Here is a 21135-nt window from a genome sequence, read left to right as displayed (position 1 = left end):
GGCTTACCTAACTTCGCGCTGGTGGTCCGGTGCGCCTTGATCGAGGAGTTGTACGTATGCTTCAGCGTCCGGACGGCGCGTTCCCGCTGCTCGCCGCACAGGCCGGCATTCACTACGCACAGGAACTCGACCCCGGCAGCCCCGTCTTCCACACCGCGGACCTGACCGTGATCGAGGGACGGGTCGACGGGGACGCGCTGGAGCGTGCCGTGCTGCGGACCGTGGCCGAGGCCGAGACGCTCCGGCTGCGGGTGCGCGCGAGCGACGGCGAGCCGTACCAGTGGCCCGCGGACACCGCGTCCGTCCATGTGCACCGCCTCGACCTGCGCACCGCGGACCGGCCCGAGGAGGCCGCCCACGCCTGGATCGCCGAGGACCTCGCCCGCCCGGCCACCGCCGACGACGCCGAGGGCCTGATGACCCAGGCGATCATCCGCGTCGCCGACGACCGCACCTGGTGGTACCAGCGGGTCCACCACATCGCCGTCGACGCCTACGCCCTCCAGCTCGTCGGCCGCCGCGTCGCCGAGCTCTACACCGCCCTCACCCGCGGGGAGCAGGCGCCCGAAGCCCGCTTCGCGCCGCTGCGCGCGCTCGTCGACGACGAGACCGCGTACCTCGCGGGCGAGCACTACCGCGCCGACCGCGACTTCTGGTCCGGACGCATGGCCGGCGCCCCCACCCCGGTGACCCTGGCGAACCGCCCCGCCACCGGCAACGCGCGGGCCCCGCGCAAGGCGAGCGGCGAAGTGCCGGACCTCGACCGGCTCGCCGCCGCGGCGGCCACCGCCAAGGCCACCTGGGCGGAGCTCGTCGTCGCCGCGGCCGCCGTCCATCTGCACCGCGTCACCGGCGCGCCCGAGGTGGTGCTCGGGCTGCCCGTCACCAACCGCCGCGGCCCCGCCGCCCTGCGCACGCCCGCCATGACCGTGAACGTGCTGCCGCTCCGCGTCGCCGTACGCCACGGCGACAGCGTCGCCGAACTGCTGCGCCGGGTCGTCCTGGAGATCCGCGCCGTGCGCCGCCACCAGCGCTACCCCCAGGCGGACCTGCGCCGCGACCTCGGCCTCGGCTCCGCCGCCACCCCCCTCACCGGCCCCATGGTGAACATCAAGCCGTTCGACGCCGAACCCCTCGACTTCGCGGGCGTGCCCGGCGCCGTGCGCAACCTCGCCGCGGGCCCCGTCGAGGACCTGGCGATCGGTGCCCGGCCCGGCGCGGACGGGAGCCTCGCCCTCGACCTCGAAGCGGCGGCCGACCGCTACGGCGCCGACGAACTCGCCCGCCACCAGCGGGTGTTCGAGCACCTCGTCGCAGCCTTCGCCGAGCTGCTCCGCGCCGACCCGCAGCGCCCGCTCGGCACCCTGGACCTCCTCGACGCGGAGACCGTGCGCGAGGTGACCGCGGGCCGCGCCGAAGGGCCCGCGACGGAGACGCTGCCCGCGGCCTTCGCCGCGCAGGCAGCCCGCACCCCCGACGCCGTCGCCGTGCGCTCCGGCACGACGCAGCTCACGTTCGCGGAACTCGACGCCGCCGCCAACCGGCTCTCCCACGAACTGGCCGCCCACGGCGTCGGCGCCGAGACGCCCGTCGCGCTCGCCCTGCCGCGCGGCACCGACATGGTCGTCTCCCTGCTCGCCGTCCTGAAGGCGGGCGGCGTGTGCCAGCCCCTGGACCTCGGCCACCCGGCCGCGAGGACCGCCGCCGTCCTCGCGGACGCCCGCCCCGTCTGCGTCGTCGGCACCACCGGCACACTGGCCGCGCTCCCCGCCCACACCGCCACCGAACTGGCCCTCGACGCACCGGACCTGAGAGCCGCCCTCGCCGGGAGACCCGGCCTCGCCCCCGCGTCCGCACCCGCCCCCGGGGACGCCGCCTACGTCATCCACACCTCCGGCTCCACCGGCCGCCCCAAGGGCGTCGTCGTCACCCACGCCTCCCTGGCCAACCTCCTCGCGGGCCACGGCACCGACCACATCGCCCCGGCCGTCGCCCGCGCGGGCCGCCCCCGTCTTCGCGTCGCCCACAGTGCCTCGTTCGCCTTCGACGCCTCCTGGGACCCCGTCCTGTGGATGGTCCACGGCCACGAACTGCACCTGCTCGACGACGCCACGTACCGCGACCCCGCCGCCCTCACCGCCTATGTCGACGCCCACCGCGTCGACTACCTCGACGTGACGCCCTCCTACGCCGAGGCCCTGATCGCCGAGGGGCTCCTCGACGAGGGCCGACACCGTCCCGCCGTCCTCGTCGTCGGCGGTGAGGCGGTGCCCGAACCGCTGTGGCGGCGCCTGAGCGAGGTGCCGGACCTGCACCCGCTCAACCTGTACGGACCGACCGAGACGACCGTCGACGCCTACTACTGGACCGGCGCCGACGCCACCGGACGGCCCGTGCGCGCCAGCCGTGCGTACGTGCTCGACGCCGCCCTGCGCCCCGCCCCCGACGGGGTGGCCGGTGAACTGTACGTCGCGGGCGCCTGTCTGGCCCGCGGCTACCTCGGACGGCCCGACCTCACCGCCGAACGGTTCGTCGCCGACCCCTTCGGAGCCCTCCACGGCGAGCCGGGCGGCCGCATGTACCGCACCGGCGACCTGGTGTCCCGCCGCGCCGACGGCACCCTGGAGTTCCTCGGGCGCACCGACGACCAGGTGAAGATCCGCGGTTTCCGCATCGAACTCGGCGAGATCCAGAGCGTCCTGGCCGCGCACCCCGCCGTGGCCCACGCCGCCGTCATCGCCCGCGACGGCGCCACCGGCAAGCGCCTCCTTGCGTACGCGGTACCGCTGGCCGGAGCCGGAGCCGGAGCCGGAGCCGGAGCCGGAGCCGGAGCCGACGGCGGGGGCGGCGGGGGGACTCCGGCGGTAGCCGGGGCCGACCCCGTCGCGCTGCGCGACCACCTCGCCGCCGCGCTGCCCGCCCACATGGTCCCCGCCACCGTCACCCTCCTCGACGCGCTGCCCCGTACCGCCAACGACAAGCTGGACCACCGCGCCCTGCCCGAGCCGGAGACACCCGTCGTCACGGGCACACCCGTGAGCACCGACGACCCGTACACCGAAGTCGTGCGCGGGCTCTTCGCCGACCTCCTCGGCCTGGACGCCACCGTCGCCCCCGACGCCAACTTCCTAGACCTCGGGGGCCACTCCCTGCTCGCGGCCCGGCTCGCCGCCCGCGTCCGCGAGGCGTTCACCGCCGAGGTCTCCCTCGCCGACGTCTTCCGCACCCCCACGCCCGCCGGGCTCGCGGCCCTCGTCCGCGCCCAGGAGCGCGCCGCCACCGGGGAGCCCGCGATCCCCCTCACCCCCGTCGCCCGCATGTCACGCACCGGCGACCTCCCCCTGTCGCCCGCCCAGCAGCGGCTCTGGTTCCTGCACCGCCTGGAGGGCCCGAGCGCCACCTACAACATCCCCCTCGCCCTCACCCTCGAAGGCCCCGTCGACCACGGCGCCCTCACCCTCGCCCTGCACGACCTGGCCGCGCGCCACGAGACGCTCCGCACGCTCTACCCGGCGACGGACGGCGCCGACGAACTGCCCCGCCAGCGCGTCCTCGACGCGGACGACCCCGCGGCCCGGCCGGTCCTGCACCTCGCGGGGCCGGGCGAGGACCTCGCCGGAGCCTGCCGCCACTGCTTCGACCTCGGCGCCGAACCCCCGCTGCGCGCCACCCTGTTCAGCACCGCGCCCGACCGCCACACCCTCCTGCTGCTCCTGCACCACATCGCCGGTGACGGCGCCTCCACCACCCCGCTCGCCCGCGACCTCGCCACCGCCTACTCCGCCCGCGTCGCGGGCGGCGCCCCCGCGTTCGCGCCGCTTCCGGTGCAGTACGCCGACCACGCCGCCCACCAGCAGCGGCTCCTCGGCACGGCGCAGGCCCCGACCGCGCTCGCCGAACGGCACCTCGCGTACTGGAAGGAAGCCCTCGCCGGACTGCCCGACCAGCTGGAGCTGCCGACGGACCGGCCCCGGCCGCCGGTCGCCTCGCACCGGGGCGACACCGTCCCCTTCGCACTCGACCAGGCCACCCACACCGCCCTGACCCGGCTCGCCCGCACCACCGGCACCAGCGTCTTCATGACCGTGCAGGCCGGACTCGCCGCGCTGCTCACCCGGCACGGCTGCGGCACCGACATACCGCTCGGCACCCCCGTGGCGGGGCGCGACGACGACGCCACCGCGGACCTCGTCGGCTTCTTCACCAACACCGTGGTGCTGCGCACGGACACCTCCGGCGACCCCACCTTCCGTGAGCTGCTGCTGCGCGTGCGCACCGGCACCCTCGCCGCCCACGAGCACGACGCGCTGCCCTTCGACCACCTCGTCGAAGCGCTCAACCCGGCCCGCTCCCTGGCCCGGCACCCCCTCTTCCAGACGATGCTCGCCTGGCAGTCCGTCCCCGACACCGCCTTCGCGCTCGCCCCCGGTACCGGCGCCCGCATGACCGCCGTACCGTCCGGCACCGCCAAGTTCGACCTCACGCTGAACGCCGGGGAGCTGACCGGCGGCGGCATCGGCGGCTTCCTGGAGTTCCGCACCGACCTGTTCGACCGCGCCACCGCCCAGGCGCTCGCCGACCGCCTCGCCCGGCTGCTCACGGCCGCCGCGCACACCCCGGACACCCCGCTCGGGCTGCTTCCGCTGCTCGGCGACGACGAAGTGCGCCGCGCCCTGGTCGACGGCAACGCGCAACCGCTGCCCGGCGGCCGGGCCACGCCCACCACCCTGGCGGAGGTCTACGAGGAGGCCGCCCGCCGCCACCCCGACCGCATCGCCGTCAGCCACGACGGGGAACGGCTCACCTACGCCGAACTCTCCGCCCGCGCCCACCGCCTGGCCCGGCTGCTCGCCGCCCGCGACATCGGCCCTGGCGCCGTCGTGGCCCTGGCCCTGCCCCGGTCGGCCGCCCTCGTCACGGGCCTCCTCGCGGTGTCCCTGTCCGGCGCCGCCTATCTGCCGCTCGACCCGGACTACCCGCAGGAACGCCTCGCGTACATGCTGGACGACGCCCGGCCCGCCGCCGTCGTCACCGACACGGCCACCGCGCCCCGGCTGCCCGCCCACACGCTGCCCGTCATCACCGTCGACAGCCCTGTCGACGGTGCGGAGACCGCCGCGTACGCCGACACACCGCTGCGCCAGGAGGACCGCACCAGACCGCTCGCTCCGCAGGACCCCGCGTACGTCATCTACACGTCCGGCTCCACCGGCCGCCCCAAGGGCGTCGTGGTCTCCCACCACAACGTCACCCGGCTCCTGACCGCCACCGACCACTGGTTCGCCTTCGGACCCGACGACGCGTGGACGCTCTTCCACTCCTACGCCTTCGACTTCTCCGTCTGGGAGCTGTGGGGCGCGCTTCTGTACGGCGGCAAGGTCGTCGTCGTACCCCATCTGACCAGCCGCGACCCCGGCGCCTTCCTGCGGCTCCTGGCAGCGGAGCGCGTCACCGTCCTCAACCAGACCCCGTCGGCCTTCTACCAGCTCGCCGCCGCCGACCGCGATGAGCCCGGACACGAACTCTCCCTGCGCTACGTGGTGTTCGGCGGCGAGGCCCTCGAACTCGGGCGGCTCGCCGACTGGTACGAGCGGCACGCCGAGGACGCCCCGGCCCTGGTGAACATGTACGGCATCACCGAGACCACCGTCCACGTCACCTATTTCCCGCTCGACCGCGCCACGGCCGCCGCCGCGACCTCGTCGACCATCGGCGTCAACATCCCCGACCTGCGCGTGTACGTCCTCGACGACCGCCTCCAGCCGGTGCCGCCCGGCGTCACCGGGGAGATGTACGTCGCGGGCGAGGGCGTCGCCCTCGGCTATCTGGGCCGCCCCGACCTGACCGCGACACGCTTCGTCGCCGACCCCCACGCGCACCTCTTCGGTGAGAGCGGCACCCGCATGTACCGCTCGGGCGACCTCGCGCGGCGCCGCTCCGACGGCACCCTGGAGTACTTCGGGCGCGCCGACCAACAGGTGAAGATCCGCGGATTCAGGATCGAACTCGGCGAGATCGAGGCCGCGCTCGCCACCCACCCCGACATCGCCGACTGCGCCGTCGTCGTCCGCGAGGACACCCCCGGCGACAAGCGGCTCGTCGGCTACGCCGTGCCGTCCACGCCGACGCCGCCCGACCCCTCGGACCTGCGCGAGCACGCGGCACGGCGGCTGCCCGTGCACATGGTGCCCGCCGCGGTCGTCCTGCTCGACCGGCTGCCGCTGACCGGCAACGGCAAACTGGACCGCAAGGCCCTGCCCGCGCCCGGCGCCCCCGCCGCGGCCGGCCGCGGACGCGCCCCGCGCACCCCGCGCGAGGAACAGCTCTGCGCGATCCTCGCCGATGTGCTCGGCCTCGAACGGGTCGGCGCCGAGGACAACTTCTTCGACCTCGGCGGGCACTCCCTGCTCGCCGTGCGCCTCGCCGCCCGCGTGCGGGCCGCGTTCGGCACCGACGTGTCCATCGGCACCGTCTTCCAGTCGCCCACGGCCGCCGCCCTCGACGCCGTGCTCGACGGCGACCGGCACGACGACCCGCTGGACGTGCTGCTCCCGCTGCGCCCCGCCCGCGACGGCGACCGCGCGCCCCTGCACTGCGTGCACCCGGCGGGCGGCCTGAGCTGGTGCTACGCGGGCCTCATCCGGCATCTGCCGCCGGACGTGCCGGTCTACGGCCTACAGGCCCAGGGCGTGGGCCAGGACACCGCGGGCGACCCGCTGCCCGCCACCCTCGAAGAACTCGCCGCGCACTACGCCGCCCGCATCCGCGAGGCACAGCCCACCGGCCCCTACCGCCTGCTCGGCTGGTCCACGGGCGGCATCATCGCGCACGCCGTCGCGGCCCACCTCCAGGCCGGGGGACAGGACGTCGAACTGCTCGCGATCCTCGACGCCTACCCCGCCGAGGGCTTCCGCGACCTGCCCGTCCCCGACCACGCCGAGGCCCTGGAGTCGCTCCTCACCATGGGCGGCTACGGCCCCGACAGCCTCGGCGGCAAGGCCCTGAACACGGAGAACGTCGTCGAGGTCCTGCACCGCGAGAACAGCCCCCTCGCCGCCCTGCCCACCGCCACCATCGAGGCGCTCGCCGACATCTACCTCAACACCAACGACCTCGTACGGGCCTACGGCCACCGCAGGTTCGAGGGTGACGTGCTGTTCTTCCGCGCCACCGTCGACACCATCGACGACACCCTCACCCCCGACACTTGGGCACCCCATGTGAGCGGACGCATCGACAACACCGACGTCGCCTGCTCCCACAAGGACATGACCCTGCCCGAGCCGATCGCGCACATCGCCCGCGTGGTCGCCGACCGACTGACCGAGCTGGAGAAGTGACACCGATGGCCGTGACCGCCGACGCCCCCGCCAACCCCTTCGACGCGGACACCCCGTCCAGCACCTTCCTCGTGCTCGTCAACGACCGCGGCCAGTACTCCTTGTGGCCGCTGTTCGCCGACGTGCCTGAGGGCTGGACGACGGTGTACGGGCCCTGCTCGCGCACCCAGGCCCTGACGTGGGTCACCACCTGCGCCGTGGACCCCGGAGCACTGACCCCCGGAGCACTGACCCGGTGACGACCTCGCCCCTCCCGCTGTCCCCGAGAGCCGCCGTCGTCACCGTCTATGTGGCCGCCATGTGCATGAACGGCCTGGACTCCACGATCGTCAACCCGGCCCTGTTCACCATCGCCGAGGACTTCGGCCGCCCGGTCTCGGCCGCCAACGCCGTGGAGACGGCCTTCCTCGTGGCACTGGCCCTCGCCCTGCCCGTCGCGGGCTGGCTCGGCGACCGCCTCGGCACCAAGAGGGTGTTCCTCGGCGCGCTCGCGGTGTTCACCGCCGCCTCCGCCCTGTGCGGCCTCGCCCAGAACCTGCCCACGCTCATCACGGCCCGCGCGGTCCAGGGCCTCGCCGGAGGCCTGCTCACGCCGGTCGGGATGACACTCCTGTTCCGTACGTTCGCCCCGCACGAGCGCGGCAAGCTGTCCAAGGCGCTGATCGTCCCGACCGCCCTCATGCCCGCGCTCGGCCCGCCCCTCGGCGGCCTGCTCACCGAACACGCCTCCTGGCACTGGCTGTTCTTCGTGAACGTGCCCGTCGGCGCCGCCGCCCTCCTCATCGGCGCCCTCGGCCTGCGCGAGCACGTCGAGGGCGGCACCGGCCGCTTCGACCGCACCGGTTTCTGGCTCGCGACACCGGCGCTCGGCCTGCTCACCTACGCCCTCGGATACGGGCCGTCGCACGGCTGGACCCGTCCCGCCGTCGCCACCGCCGCCGTCCTCGGTACCGTCCTGCTCGTCGCCGCCGTCGTCCACCTGCGGCGCACCGAGGAACCGCTGCTGCGCCTGCGCCTGTTCGCGGACCGTGACTACGGCACCGCGTCGGTGCTCGCGGTGCTCACCGCCGCGGGCCTGATGGGCGTGCTCTTCGTGTTCCCGCTGCTCTACCAGGCCGCGCTCGGCGCCTCCGCGCTCGACGCGGGGCTGAGCGTGTTCCCCGAAGCGCTCGGCCTGATGCTCGCCTCGCAGGTCGTCGACCGGCTCCTGCCCCGCCTCGGGCCCCGCCGCCTCGCCGTGCCCGCCCTGCTGCTCGCGACCGCCGTCTTCGCGCTGCTCGCCGTGGACGGCGTCGCTGATCACGCCTGGGCCGTACGGGCCCTGATGTTCCTGGTCGGCCTGGTCCTCGGCACGGCGGTCCTCACCGTCCAGCTCGCCGGTTTCGACTCGATCGCGCCGCCCGACATGGGACAGGCCATGGGCCTCTTCCAGATCCTGCGCACCCTCGGCGGGGCCGCGGGGATCGCGGTCTGCGCGGCGGTGATCGGGGGCGGCGGCCACGGCGGCGCCGCCGATCCGGGCCCGTTCCGGGCGGCGGTGTGGGGAACGGCGGGGCTCGTCGCGGTCGCCGCCGCGGTGGCGCTGCGCCTGCCCGCGGCGGCGCGGCCGCCTGGGCCGCCTTTCGAGGACGAGTCCCCCCACGGGCCGTCGTTCGACGACGAGGCGGCCGAGGGACGGGTGGACGACGACGAGCCGTCCGGTGCGCGGTGATGTGTGACGCGGTGCGCGGTGATGCGTGACGCGGTGCGCGGCGGCGTGTGACGCGGTGTGCGGTGACGCGTGACGCGGTGCCCAGCGGCGCGTGACAGCGGCTCACCCGCTCTCCGGTCCCCCCGGGCCGTCGCGCAGGGCGTCGAGCACGACCCGTACCGCCGCGCGCGGGGGTGAGCCGCGCCGGACGGCCGCCGTGATCGTGCGCGTCAGGGGGCTCGCCAGCTCGCTGGTCGCGACGCGGTAGCGGCGGTCGACGGCGAGGTCGGGCAGGAGCATGACCGAGAGCCCGGCCTCGACGTGCTGGAGGGCCAGCATGTAGTTGCTGAACCGGCACACCACCCGCGGCTCGAACCCCGACTGACGGCACAGGCGCAGCGCGAGGTTCGCCATGTACGACTGCGGCATGTCGAACGCCCACGCCTCGTCGGCGAAGTGCGCGAGGTCCACGGAGCCGCGCCCCGCCGCCGGGTGGTCGGGCGGCACCACCAGCAGGACCGAGTCCGTGGCCAGCGGTACGAGGTCGATGTCGGGGCCGAGGGGCAGCTCGTCGAAGTCCGTCGTCGTGATGATGATGTCCGCGTCGCCGCCGCGCAGCGCGGGCATGCTCTCGTGCGGCTCCTGCTGAAGGAGCTGCACGTCCAGGTGCGGATACTCGCGGGCGAGCCTGGTCACCGCGGGCACGGCCATCGTGTGGATCGCGCTCTGGAACGCCCCGAGGCGCACGAGCCCCGCCGGTTCCTCGCCGAAGCCGCGCAGCTCGGCCTCGACGCCCTCCATGTGGTCGATGATCGCTCGCGCGCGGCGGGCCAGGATCAGGCCGGCGGAGGTCAGCCGCACCCGCCGCCCCGAGCGTTCGAGGAGCTGGGTGCGGGTCTCGGACTCCAGGGCGGCCAACTGCTGGGACACGCTGGACGGGCTCAGATTGGCGGCCTGGGCCACCGCCCGCACGGTGCCGAGCGTGTCCAGCTGACTCAGCAGCCGCAGCCTCCAGGGATTCATCATCCCCCTATTCTTGTGCGGTTCCACCGAACAGCAAAGCCGAAATTGTGAGATGGACGCGTCGCTCGGCCGCGCCCTACCGTCGGCTGCATGGCTGCTTCCCACACCACCGCCCCGACCGCCTCGTCTCCGACCGCCTCGTCTCCGACCGTCCCGTCCACGACTGTCCCGTCCACCGCCTCCGCCGACACCGCCTGGGGTTCCGCCGGTACCGTCCGCGGCTCCGACGAGGCCTTCTGGGCCGACGCCGACCGGCACCTCGTCCGCTACGGCCCCGCGTTCACCCCCGAGATCATCGAGAGCGCCGCAGGCAGCTTCGTGTACACCGCGGGCGGCCGGAAACTCCTCGACTTCACGTCCGGGCAGATGAGCGCCATCCTCGGCCACTCCCACCCGGAGATCGTCGCGACCGTCCAGCGGCAGATCGCGAGCCTCGACCACCTCTTCAGCGGGATGCTCAGCCGCCCCGTGGTGGACCTCGCCCGGCGGCTCGCCGAGACGCTGCCCGCGCCGCTGGAGAAGGCGCTGCTCCTGACCACCGGCGCCGAGTCCAACGAGGCCGCCGTCCGCATGGCCAAGCTCGTCACCGGCAAGCACGAGATCGTCTCCTTCGCACGGTCCTGGCACGGCATGACGCAGGCCGCCGCCTCCGCCACGTACAGCGCGGGCCGCAAGGGCTACGGTCCGGGCGCGCCCGGCAACTTCGCCATCCCGGTGCCGAACGCCTACCGGCCCGACTTCACCACGCCCGACGGCGCGCTCGACTGGCGCCGCCAGCTCGACTTCGCCTTCGACCTCATCGACGCGCAGTCGACGGGCAGCCTCGCCGCGTGCCTGGTCGAGCCGATCCTCAGCTCCGGCGGCATCATCGAGCCCCCGGCCGGGTACTTCGCCGCCCTCAAGGAGAAGTGCCGCGAGCGCGGCATGCTGCTGATCCTCGACGAGGCGCAGACCGGGCTGTGCCGCACCGGGACCTGGTACGCCCTGGAGCGCGACGGTGTCGTGCCCGACATCCTCACGCTCTCCAAGACCCTCGGTGCCGGGCTGCCTCTCGCGGCGGTCGTCACCAGCGCCGAGATCGAGCAGGAGGCGTACGAGCGCGGCTTCCTCTTCTTCACCACGCACGCCGCCGACCCGCTGGTCGCCGCCGTCGGCAACACCGTGCTCGACGTCCTGACCCGCGACCGGCTCGACGAGCGTGCCCGGTCCCTCGGCGCGTTCCTGCGCCGGGGCCTCGACGAGATCGCGGGACGCCACGACGTCGTCGGTGACATCCGCGGCCGCGGCCTGCTCGCCGGACTGGAACTCGTCACGGACCGGGAGACCAGGCGCAGCTCCAGCGACCTCGGCGCGCGCGTCACACAGCGCTGCCTCGAACTGGGCCTGCACATGAACATCGTGCAGCTCGCCGGCATGGGCGGAGTCCTGCGCATGGCACCGCCGCTGACCGCCACCGAGGAGGAGCTCTCGCTCGGCCTGACGATCCTGGACCAGGCGATCGGGGAGAGCGCCGCGGCGCGCTGAACGGGGGCCGGGACCGGGGCCCGTACCGCGGCCGAGGGCATCGGGGCGTCCCTCACCCGGCCCGGATTCCCTACGACAGCCGACGACCGTGCTGCGGTGCCCTGGGCACGGTGGGATCCTTCCCCCAGACAGCACTCGCACGGGCTGTCCAGGGGGAAACGATGCGGATCACACGGCGCGTCAGGTGCGCGGAAGCGGCGGTTCTCGCGGCGGTTCTCACGGTCGGCGGGACGACGGCCTGCGGCGGCGGAGCGGCCCCGGCAGGACCGCGCGACACCTCGCGGACCGCGGCCACGCCGTCCGGCACGGCACAGCCCGACGGCCCCGGCGCGGACACCGCGGGCGACACGGGCGGGCCACAGGACTCCGGCGGGAGCGGCGCGGAACGGCCCGGCGGCGGTGGCACCGGCGGCAGCGGGTCCGGTGGCGCAGGGGGCGAAGGCGGCGACGACATCCCGGGAGCATCCGCTCCGCCCGTCGACACCGGCGACTCCGGCGACGACAGCAACGGCGTGATCGGGGTGTATCCCGGAGGGGACATCGGCGGCGCCGACTCCCCGAGCCCGCACGACACCAGCGAATCCCCGCCACCACCGTGCGGCGGCACCCCCGAACGACCGTCCTCCTGCGCACCCACGTCCTCGTCCGGGGGCACGTCCTCGTCTGCGGGCACATCATCGTCCGAGGGCACATCGCAGTCCGCGGGCTCCCCGGACGCCGGAGGCACCCCCGTCGCCCCGCCCACCCCGGGCGCCGGGCCCTGAGACGCCGGTGACCGCGCCGGAACCGCCGCGACGGCCGGGGCCCCACCGGACGAACCCGCCCCCGGGCGCGGGTCCCCGCCCGCGTCCCCGCCCCGCGCCCCCGCGCCGGGTCCGCGCCCAGGCCCCGGCGGTGCGCCGCCGACCGCCCCGCCACCCCCGGCCCTCCCTCCGGCCGGACACCGAGCCCCCGCCCGACAGCGCGGCCGAGCGGCTCGACTACGCCAACTCCGTCCTCGGCACGGGATCGTTCGCCGTGGCCCTCATGCTGTACGCGGGCTACCTCTACATCACGGCGTTCTACAGCTACTTCCACCTCGGCACGTTCGCCGTCGGGTTCGACTCCCTGGAGTTCGCGCTGCGCAGTCTGCGCCTGGTCACCCTGCCGGTGTTCGCGGCGCTTGCTCTCGTCTTCCTCGTACCGCACGTTCCGGAGCTGCTGTCGCTGCTCGGCGTGGACGAGCCGCGCGTACGGGCCGTGCGGGAACGTGGCCACCGGCTCGCCCGGCTGGGTCCGCTGCTCATCGCCGTCGGCGTGGTCCTCATGGCGCTCTGGCGCCATCTGCACTCCTTCACCTGGCTGGCGCCCCTGTGCGTGGCCGCGGGCCTGCTGCTCGGCCAGACCTCCGCGGCGGCCCGCGGGCGTCGGCGGCGACGCGGCTGGGAGCGGGCGCTGTCCCTCTTGGTCGCCGGGGTGTTCCTGATGTGGGTCGTGGCCCTCGAAGCGGGGGACCTGGGCCGCAGGGACGCGCGGCGCGCCGGGGACCGCCTCATGAACCGGGTCGCCGTCGTCGTCCTCAGCACCGAACGCCTGAGCATGACGGGCCCCGGTGTCGCGGTCGAGGACCTGGGCCGTGACCTGCACTACCGCTACCGCTACAGCGGCCTGCGCCTCCTGGTGGAGCGGGACCACCGCTACTACGTCCTCCCGCTGGGCTGGCGGCACGACAGGGACGCCACGTACGTCATCGAGGACGACGACTCCGTACGCGTCGAACTGCGCCCCGGTTCCCGGCGGCAGGCAGCGGCGGCGCCGCGGGCCGGACGCCCTTGAGAGCGCTGCGGGGGGCGCTGTTCGCCGTCCGGACGGGGCGGCGGTGGTGCGCGAGGTCCGCGTGCGGGTCGGTGTCGGCGGGGGTGTGGTCGGTGTGGACGGTGGCGGCGGTCAGCCGGGGCACGGCGTGGATCAGGACGTGCTCGGCGGCGACGGCCACGGCGTGGGCCTCGACGACGGTCTGGTGCGGGTCGACGACGATGTCGGCCTCGGCGCGCAGGGCGTGCCCGATCCAGCGCATCCGGACCTGCCCCACGCCGCGTACGCCGTCCACCGCGTGCAGGGCGTCCTCGGCCGCCTCGACGAGACGGGGGTCGACGGAGTCCATGAGCCGCCCGAGCACGGCGCGCGCGGCGTCGCACAGGACGACCGCGATCGCGGCGGTGATGAGCAGGCCCACGACGGGGTCGGCGAGCCGCCAGCCGAGCGCGGCGCCCCCCGCGCCCAGGAGGACGGCGAGCGACGTGAAGCCGTCGGTGCGGGCGTGCAGGCCGTCGGCGACCAGGGCGGCCGAGCCGATCCTGCGGCCCGTGCGGATGCGGTACCGTGCCACCCACTCGTTGCCGGCGAACCCGACCACGGCCGCGGCGGCGACCGCCCACAAGTGGGTGACGTCACGGGGGTCGAGCATGCGGTCGACGGCCGCGTAGGCGGCCAGGGCGCAGGAGGCCGCGATCGTCAGGACGATCGCGACGCCCGCCAGGTCCTCCGCGCGGCCGTAGCCGTAGGTGTAGCGGCGGTTCGCCGCCCGCCGCCCCAGGACGAACGCGATGCCCAGCGGAACCGCGGTCAGGGCGTCGGCCGCGTTGTGGACCGTGTCGCCGAGGAGCGCCACCGAACCCGACAGGGCGACAATCACCGCCTGGACGGCGGTCGTCGCACCGAGGACCGCCAGGGAGAGCCACAGCGTGCGCAGCCCCTCGCGCGAGGTCTCCAACTCCGCGTCGACCTTGTCCATGGCTTCATGGCTGTGCGGCGTGACCAGGTGCGCGAGCCGGTGCCGCAGGCGCCCCCACCGTCCGCCGTGCCGGTCCGGCTCACGCGCGTGACGGTGACGGTGACCGTGAGCGTCGTGGTCGTGGCCCTGGTGCTCCGGACGCGCGTGGTGACGACCGTGCGGGTGGGGGTGGTTGGCTGTCATGCGCGTCACCATGACAGGTGAACCCGATTGCGGCTACAGCCGTCCTACCGCACGTGACCAGGTGCGATGCGCTTGCAAGTACGGTCAGCCGGACGGCGCCGGGAACGGGTTTGCCGACGGCCGTACCGCGCCGAGCAGCCGCGCGGCGCGCGCGAAGGAGCGGGCGCCCGTGACGACTTCGGCGGCGCGGTGCTCTCCGAGGTCCCGGGCGCGGGCGCTGTCCGTGGCGAGGCGGAAGACCAGGGCGCGGGCGACATACGGAAGGAACTCGGGCCCGCTCAGGGACACGGCGGCGCGCAGCAGGCCGGTGCCGGCGCCGTGCCACAGCAGCGCGTCGCCCACCACCACCGCCTCGGCGAAGGCCGGTGGACGCCAGTAGGGCGAGAAGTCGATGACCGCCGGGGGCAGTCCGGGGGCGTACAGCACATTGCCCGTCAGATCGCCGTGGACGAGCTGTGGCGGTGCGGAGGGCGGCGGCCCCGCCAACGCGCTGAGCATCTCGTACGGTTCGCGCAGCGCGGGCACCACGGCGGGCTCCCGCTCCTGCCAGGCGACCCGGTCACCGACGGCCCACCAGTCCGAGCGGCGGTCCAGGAAGGCCGGGCGCGGCACACCGGCCAGCGCGCGGTGGAAGGCGCGTCCGGCCGCGACGGTCTCCAGCCAGCGGGGCGCGCCCGCGTGGTCGGGCTCGGCCCCGGCGACGAAACGGGTGGCGCTCCAGCCCGCGTGGCTCCAGGCGCCGGAGCGGGCCCGCAGCGGGCGGCCGACACGGAAGCCGTCCTCCCGGACGCGGGCCATGACGTCCCCCAGCCACTCGGCGGACTCGGGGTCCCCGGCGTCCGGTTTGAGCACCGCGTCCCCCACCCGGACGCTGTTCCCCGCACCGCCGGGGAGGAGGGCGGGGGTGCCCGTGAGACGGAAGGCGTCGAGGACGTCGGGTCCGGGCAGGTCGGGTCCGGTGGGGTCGGGTCCGGGGAGGTCGAGTCCGGTGGGGGCGGGTCCAGTGGGGTCGGCCATGGGTGCCCATCGTGCCGGACCGTGTACGTTCACTGCTTCCGGGGGGACGGGGGTACGGCTCCTGGTCCCGAAGGTGCACGGACGGGGAAGGTCCACGGAGGAGGCGTAAGGATGGTGTCCGCGCAGAGCCTGCTCGCGTTCGCGGCGATGTCGCTCCTGGTGATCGTGATCCCGGGGCCGAGCGTGCTGTTCGTGATCGGCAGGGCCCTCGCGTACGGCCGTCGCACGGCCCTGGCGACGGTCCTCGGCAACGTGATCGGCTCCTACGCCCTGGTGGTCGCGGTGGCGTGGGGGCTCGGTGCGCTGGTGGAGCGCTCGGCCGCGGTGTTCATGGGCGTGAAGCTGGCCGGTGCGGCCTATCTCGTCCACCTCGGCGTGCAGGCGTTCCGGCACCGCAAGGACCTGCGGGCGGCGGACATGCAGGCGCCGCCGGGCGAGCGGCGCGGGGACCTGCGCACGGTCCTCGACGGCATCTTCGTGGGCGTCACCAACCCGAAGGGCATCGTCTTCTTCGCCGCGGTGCTCCCGCAGTTCGTCGACCACGCGGCGGGGCACGTCCCGCTCCAGATGCTGGTCCTCGGACTGGTGCCGATCACCATCGGCCTGGTCACGGACACCCTGTGGGGGCTGGGCGCGGCGGCGGCGCGTTCCTGGTTCGCCCGTTCCGACCGGCGCCTCTCGCTGGTGGGCGGAACGGGCGGGATCGCGATGATCAGCTTGGGGGTGACGGTGGCGGCCACGGGCCGCGCCGAGTAGGACCTGGCAGGACCGCGCAAGGGGAGGAGCGGCCGGGCGTCGCCCTCACGCGAGCAGCCGCGTGAGCCCCGACGCGAGGCCGCCCCGCCAGCAGGCGTAGTCGTGGCCGCCGTTGAACTCCTCGTACGACACGGCGTACCCGCGTTCCTGGAGGACGTCGTGGAACCTGCGGTTCTCGGCGAGGAGCATCCACTCCTGGACGCCGACTTCGAGGTGCAGCCGTACATCGCGCGGCGGCGTGGCCGCGTACCGGCGGGTGAGCCACTCCGCGCCGATCTCCTCGTCGTCGGACCACCAGAAGGACCCGGACTGGGAGAGCGCGAGCCCGAACCGCTCCGGGCGCCGGTGCACGGCGAACGCGGCGGTGAGGCCGCCCGCGCTCTGCCCCGCCACGACCGTACGCTCCGGCCGCGGCGCCACCGCGAACCGCAGCGCCGCCCACGGCAGCAGCACGTCGGCGAGCCAGTCCACGAACTCCCCGCTGCACGACAGGTCCTTGGGCCTGCGGCTCATCGTGTCCACGAGCAGGGCGACGGTCGGCGGCAGCGCGCCGTCCGCGTGCAGATTGTCCAGGGTGTCGCCGACGCCGAGCACGGGCCCCCACATCTCGCCGTCCAGGAGCACGGCGACGGCGTACGGGCCGCCTTCCGGCGTGTGGCCGGGCGGAAGGTGGGCGGTGACCTTGCGCCCCTCGACGTCGGCGGTCACCGCGCGGCCCCGGGGCACGCCCGGCCTGCGGGCGGTGTGCGGCTGCGGCGGGGCGTCCGGCAGGGACAGCACGGAGGCGGGGGAGCGGCCCTCGCGGGCGGGCAGGGCCGGGGCGGGGTTCAGGGGGTCCGGCACGGCCGCGTCGAGGGTCGCGACCCAGGACGCGCGGTCGGTGCGCAGGAGGTCGGCGCGGGTGCCGTGTCCGGTGACGAACTGGTAGGAGGCACGGTGGTCGGCGCGCAGGCGGTGGCTGATCGCCCACGCCGACGTGCCGTCGACGCGCCGCATCAGATGCCCGGTCAGGTCACCGGCGTGCCGGTCCTTGTCGGTGACGGTGTGCAGCAGGGTCAGGACGTCGGTGGCAGGACGCTCCGGGTCGTCCCGCCACAGGAACGTGACGAGGCGGTGGTCCGGGTCGCCCTCGGGGTCCGGTTCGACGAGCGGGGCGCCGGTGCGGCCCACCCGCAGCCAGAACTCGGCCTCCGCCGCGGGGACCTGGGCGCGGACGGCCTGGCGCAGGGTGCGCAGGAGCGGGCTCGGGGAGTCGTCGTGCATGGCTGGAGTACCTCTCGGGGAGCGGAGCGGTCGGGGGCCCTCGGTGCCGGGTGGCCCTAGACGCGGGTCGCCGCGGACCGGCCGAGCAGCACCCACAGCAGGAAGGGACCGCCCAGGACGGTCGTCACGATGCCCACGGGCAGTTCGGAGCCGGAGAACGCGATCCGCCCGAGGGTGTCGGCGACGACCACGAGCAGCGCCCCGGTGAGCATCGAGCCGATCAGCGGCACCCGCAGCGGCCCGGCGAGCCGCGATGCGATCACCGGTGAGGCGAGGGCGACGAAGCCGACGGGCCCGCAGACGCCGACGGCGAGGCCCGCGAGGGCCACCGCGAGCAGCAGGCAGACGGCCCGGGTGCGGGCGGGCCCCGCGCCGAGGGACGCGGCGGTGTCGTCGTCGAAGCGGAGCACCGCCAGGTGCCTGGCGACGGCCAGGGCGACCGGGATCAGGACGGCCAGGCCGATCAGGACCGGTACGGCGACGGAGTAGCCGCGCCCGTTGAGGCTGCCGGAGGTCCACACGTACAGGGAGCTCGCGGAGTTGAGGGAGCGCCGGGAGAGCACCACCTGGGTGACGGCGGAGGCGAGTGCCGACATCGCGAGGCCCACGACGAGGACCCGGTAGCCGCGCTGCCCGGCGCCGCCGGACACGGCGGTCACCACGACCACGGCGACCAGGGCGCCGAGCGGCCCTGCCCACCAGGCGCCGAACGTGCCGCTGGCGCTGAGCGTGGCGGACAGCAGGACGGCGGCGGTGGCGCCGTCGTTGACGCCGAGGAGTTCGGGGGTGGCGAGGCGGTTGCGCGCCAGGGTCTGGGTGAGACAGCCCGCGAGGCCGAGGGCGGCACCCGCGACGAGCCCTGCGACGATCCGGCCGAGCCGGAACTTCTGTACGAGCAGCACGTCGAAGCGGTCGCCCTGGCCGAGGACCGCGTGGAAGGTGCGCGAGATGCCCATGTCGCTCTGCCCGGCGTACGCGGACAGGACGACGGCACCGGCGAGCAGGGCGGCGAGTACCAGCGCGGCGAAGGCGGGGCGGCGCGCGACGAGCAGCGAGACCGGGCCGCCGCGCAGGACCATGAGCCCGTCGACGCGGCCGGTTCCGGTGCCGGTGGTGCGGTGGGCCTCTGCGGCGCGGTCCTCGCGGGAGCGGAGAGCGGCGCGGTCCTCGCGGGATGCGAGGCCGGGGCGGAGCACCGCCCGCACGGGCGCGAACCGTCGCTTTCCGCTGCCCCGGCTCTCCTCCGTGGCCGGGTCGGTCATGCCCATCGTCGCGAGCTGCCGCGACCGCACGATGCCGATGAGGACCGGCGCCCCGATGAGCGCGACGATCACGGAGACCGGTGCCTCGAAGGGGCGGGACACCACCCGCGCGGCCACGTCCGCGGCGGTGAGGACACCGGCGCCGACGAGCCCGGCGAGCACGAGGCGGGCGGGCAGCCGCGGCCCCGCGAGACCGCGCGCCGCGAAGCCCGCGACGAGGCCGAGGAAGGAGATGGGGCCCGCGAGCGCCACGGCCGCGGCGGTGAGCAGGGTGACCGCGACGGCGACGACGGTACGGGTGACGGACGGGCGGTGGCCGAGGCCCCGTGCCAGGTCGTCGCCTAGGGCGAGCGCCGACAGCGGTCGGACGACCAGCGCGGCGACGACGAGGCCGGCGCCGACGACCGGTGCGAGCCGGGCCAGTTCGCCGTACCCCTCGACGCCCGCGAGCGAACCGAGCACCCAGAACCGGAAGCGGTCGTAGGTCTCGGCGGAGTTCACCACGATCACGCTGGTGAGCCCGCCGAAGGTGGCGCCGAGCGCGGAGCCCGCGAGCACCAGGCGCATCGGCGAGCCGCCGCCCCGCCCGGCGATCAGGAGCACCAGGCCGCTGGCGAGAACGGCACCGGCGAACGCGCAGACGAGATAGGCGAACCCCGAGTCGAGCCCGAGCAGCGCGATGCCGGCCACCACGCCCAGGGAGGCGCCCGCGTTCACGCCGAGCAGGCCGGTCTCGGCCAGCGGGTTGCGGGTGACGGCCTGGAGCAGGCACCCGGCGACGCCGAGGGCGGTGCCGACGAGGACGGCGGTCAGGGTGCGCGGCAGCCGCAGATCGCCGATGACGAGGGACAGCCGGGAGTCGGCGCGGGCACCGCCGCGGTCAAGGAGATAGTCGAGCGCGCCCGACGCCCCCACCTCACCGGCGCCCACGGACAGCGACACGGCGCACAGCACGAGGAGGAGCGCGGCGAGGACGAGGACGCGCAGGCGGACCTTGCGCCCGTCGGCGTCCGGGACGCCCGCCGGAGGCGGAGCCGGGGTGGAGTTGCCCGCGGAGGTGATCCCGGCCGCTGAGGTGGTCTCGGCCGCCGAGGTGGTTTCGGTCCCCGAGGTGGCCTCGGTCCCCGAGGTGGCCTCGGTCCCCGAGGTGGCCTCGGCCGCCGAGGCGGAGTTGGCCGAATCACGCCCCTGCGAGGACGGAGCGGCCAACTGCCCCGCCGACGCGTCCTCTTCGGCGGTGAGCTGCGGTGTACCCGTGTGCTGCGACTGCATGAGGTGAGGTTAGCCTAACCAAACACATTCCCCGCCAGGGGCTGCGTTCAGAACACGCCGTGTCTGATTTAGGTTAGGCTTACCTAAGAATGAGGGGGGAGCTGCTCATGTCCGCACACATATCCGGCATAGGCGCCGAATTGGCCGGGAGAACGGCCCTGGTTACCGGAGCCGGGCAGGGCATCGGCGCGGCCGTGGCCAGGTGCCTCGCCGCCGAGGGCGCCCATGTCGTGGCCACCGACCGCACCGCCGAGGCACTTGACGGCATCGCCGCCGGCCCCGACCGCGCCGCCGACCGGCCTGAAGCACCGGCGCCGCACGACACGGCACCGCCGGGCACCATCACCGCACATGTCATGGACGTCACCGACGCCGCGACGGTCGACACCGTCGTGAACGACGTCGAGCGCGCCCACGGCCCGCTCGACATCCTCGTCAATGTGGCCGGAATCCTTCGCCCGGGGCCCGCCGCCGAACTCACCGACGAGGACTGGGCGGACACCTTCGCCGTGAACACCACCGGCGTCTTCCACACCTCGCGCGCGGTCGCGGCCCGCATGACCGCACGCGGCCGCGGCAGCATCGTCACCGTCGGCTCCAACGCCGCCGGAGTGCCCCGCACCGGCATGGCCGCGTACGCCGCCTCCAAGGCTGCCGCGGCCATGTACACCAAGTGCCTGGGCCTCGAACTCGCCCGCAGCGGCGTACGCTGCAACATCGTCGCCCCCGGATCCACCGACACCGCGATGCAACGCGCCCTGTGGTCCGACGCCGCCGCCCCGCAGCGCGTCATCGACGGCGACCCCGCCACGTTCCGCACCGGCATCCCGCTCGGCCGTATCGCCGCACCCGACGACATCGCCGAGGCCGTCCTCTTCCTCGCCTCCGACCGGGCGCGGCACATCACCATGCAGGAGCTCTACGTCGACGGCGGCGCCACCCTGCGGTGACGCCCCGCACCCCGCCCCGCGCACACGGCCCACACCCGACGGGCCGCACGCGCACCCCATCCACCCCCGCACTCGCGGCCGT

The 21135-nt window shown here is 74.9% G+C and carries 13 protein-coding genes; 8 read left to right on the top strand and 5 right to left on the bottom strand.

Features of this window, described 5'->3' with window-relative positions:
• The first annotated feature begins 56 nt into the window (after positions 1-56).
• Genes GPA10_RS12710 through GPA10_RS12700 form a run of 3 tightly spaced genes read left to right on the top strand, consistent with a single transcriptional unit; the run spans position 57 to position 9051 of the window.
• Complete coding sequence (locus tag GPA10_RS12710; protein WP_157165622.1) at positions 57-7340, top strand: amino acid adenylation domain-containing protein; 7284 nt, start codon at positions 57-59, stop codon at positions 7338-7340.
• Between the two features lie 5 nt (positions 7341-7345).
• The gene (locus tag GPA10_RS12705; RefSeq protein ID WP_157165621.1) at positions 7346-7579 is read left to right on the top strand and encodes an MbtH family protein; all 234 of its coding nucleotides are present in this window, start codon (positions 7346-7348) and stop codon (positions 7577-7579) included.
• Positions 7576-9051, top strand: coding sequence for a DHA2 family efflux MFS transporter permease subunit (locus GPA10_RS12700; protein ID WP_343040731.1), 1476 nt, complete (start codon positions 7576-7578; stop codon positions 9049-9051). The genes GPA10_RS12705 and GPA10_RS12700 overlap by 4 nt, the downstream gene beginning before the upstream one ends.
• Positions 9052-9153: 102 nt before the next feature.
• Here GPA10_RS12700 and GPA10_RS12695 read toward each other — a convergent pair whose 3' ends face one another.
• Positions 9154-10056, bottom strand: a complete 903-nt coding sequence (locus GPA10_RS12695) for a LysR family transcriptional regulator (protein WP_157165620.1) — start codon at positions 10054-10056, stop codon at positions 9154-9156.
• A gap of 87 nt (positions 10057-10143) precedes the next feature.
• Between GPA10_RS12695 and GPA10_RS12690 the strand changes: the two genes are divergently transcribed.
• The 3 genes from GPA10_RS12690 to GPA10_RS12680 all read left to right on the top strand — a co-directional run bounded on the left by GPA10_RS12690 (position 10144) and on the right by GPA10_RS12680 (position 13392).
• Entirely contained in the window at positions 10144-11577 is a 1434-nt protein-coding gene (locus tag GPA10_RS12690; protein ID WP_157165619.1) for an aspartate aminotransferase family protein, read from the top strand.
• A gap of 161 nt (positions 11578-11738) precedes the next feature.
• Positions 11739-12341: a hypothetical protein gene (locus tag GPA10_RS12685; protein ID WP_157165618.1), complete on the top strand. Its 603-nt coding sequence runs from the start codon at positions 11739-11741 to the stop codon at positions 12339-12341.
• 130 nt (positions 12342-12471) lie between these two features.
• Positions 12472-13392: a hypothetical protein gene (locus GPA10_RS12680; protein ID WP_343040730.1), complete on the top strand. Its 921-nt coding sequence runs from the start codon at positions 12472-12474 to the stop codon at positions 13390-13392.
• Here the strand turns inward: GPA10_RS12680 and GPA10_RS12675 are convergent.
• Together GPA10_RS12675 and GPA10_RS12670 are read right to left on the bottom strand one after the other, a co-directional pair.
• Complete coding sequence (locus tag GPA10_RS12675; RefSeq protein WP_157165617.1) at positions 13304-14533, bottom strand: cation diffusion facilitator family transporter; 1230 nt, start codon at positions 14531-14533, stop codon at positions 13304-13306. The genes GPA10_RS12680 and GPA10_RS12675 overlap by 89 nt on opposite strands.
• An 84-nt stretch (positions 14534-14617) precedes the next feature.
• Positions 14618-15550 (bottom strand): phosphotransferase, encoded by a 933-nt coding sequence (locus tag GPA10_RS12670; RefSeq protein ID WP_157165616.1) that lies wholly within the window; start codon positions 15548-15550, stop codon positions 14618-14620.
• Positions 15551-15661: 111 nt separating this feature from the next.
• On the opposite strand from GPA10_RS12670, the gene GPA10_RS12665 reads away from it, so the two are divergent.
• Complete coding sequence (locus GPA10_RS12665) at positions 15662-16306, top strand: LysE family translocator (RefSeq protein WP_157165615.1); 645 nt, start codon at positions 15662-15664, stop codon at positions 16304-16306.
• 45 nt (positions 16307-16351) lie between these two features.
• Here the strand turns inward: GPA10_RS12665 and fes are convergent, their stop codons facing one another.
• A complete protein-coding gene (fes, locus tag GPA10_RS12660; protein WP_157165614.1) occupies positions 16352-17569 on the bottom strand; it encodes an enterochelin esterase in 1218 nt (405 codons plus the stop codon).
• Between the two features lie 56 nt (positions 17570-17625).
• On the bottom strand, positions 17626-20103 hold the full coding sequence (fhuB, locus tag GPA10_RS12655) for a Fe(3+)-hydroxamate ABC transporter permease FhuB (RefSeq protein ID WP_157165613.1): 2478 nt from the start codon (positions 20101-20103) through the stop codon (positions 17626-17628).
• Positions 20104-20210: 107 nt separating this feature from the next.
• On the opposite strand from fhuB, the gene GPA10_RS12650 reads away from it, so the two are divergent.
• Entirely contained in the window at positions 20211-21053 is an 843-nt protein-coding gene (locus GPA10_RS12650) for a 2,3-dihydro-2,3-dihydroxybenzoate dehydrogenase (RefSeq protein ID WP_157165612.1), read from the top strand.
• Positions 21054-21135 lie beyond the last annotated feature (82 nt).

The organism is Streptomyces typhae (assembly GCF_009755605.1).
GTDB lineage: Bacteria > Actinomycetota > Actinomycetes > Streptomycetales > Streptomycetaceae > Streptomyces > Streptomyces typhae.
This window is presented reverse-complemented; position numbering and strand designations above follow the sequence as displayed.

What these genes read in the sequence shown, in the direction of transcription:
- fes (WP_157165614.1), bottom strand. Translation starts at nt 17,569, where the DNA reads ATGCACGACGACTCCCCGAGCCCGCTCCTGCGCACCCTGCGCCAGGCC.
- GPA10_RS12690 (WP_157165619.1), top strand. Translation starts at nt 10,144, where the DNA reads ATGGCTGCTTCCCACACCACCGCCCCGACCGCCTCGTCTCCGACCGCC.
- GPA10_RS12710 (WP_157165622.1), top strand. Translation starts at nt 57, where the DNA reads ATGCTTCAGCGTCCGGACGGCGCGTTCCCGCTGCTCGCCGCACAGGCC.
- GPA10_RS12665 (WP_157165615.1), top strand. Translation starts at nt 15,662, where the DNA reads ATGGTGTCCGCGCAGAGCCTGCTCGCGTTCGCGGCGATGTCGCTCCTG.
- GPA10_RS12650 (WP_157165612.1), top strand. Translation starts at nt 20,211, where the DNA reads ATGTCCGCACACATATCCGGCATAGGCGCCGAATTGGCCGGGAGAACG.
- GPA10_RS12675 (WP_157165617.1), bottom strand. Translation starts at nt 14,533, where the DNA reads ATGACAGCCAACCACCCCCACCCGCACGGTCGTCACCACGCGCGTCCG.
- GPA10_RS12670 (WP_157165616.1), bottom strand. Translation starts at nt 15,550, where the DNA reads ATGGCCGACCCCACTGGACCCGCCCCCACCGGACTCGACCTCCCCGGA.
- GPA10_RS12705 (WP_157165621.1), top strand. Translation starts at nt 7,346, where the DNA reads ATGGCCGTGACCGCCGACGCCCCCGCCAACCCCTTCGACGCGGACACC.
- fhuB (WP_157165613.1), bottom strand. Translation starts at nt 20,103, where the DNA reads ATGCAGTCGCAGCACACGGGTACACCGCAGCTCACCGCCGAAGAGGAC.
- GPA10_RS12685 (WP_157165618.1), top strand. Translation starts at nt 11,739, where the DNA reads ATGCGGATCACACGGCGCGTCAGGTGCGCGGAAGCGGCGGTTCTCGCG.
- GPA10_RS12695 (WP_157165620.1), bottom strand. Translation starts at nt 10,056, where the DNA reads ATGATGAATCCCTGGAGGCTGCGGCTGCTGAGTCAGCTGGACACGCTC.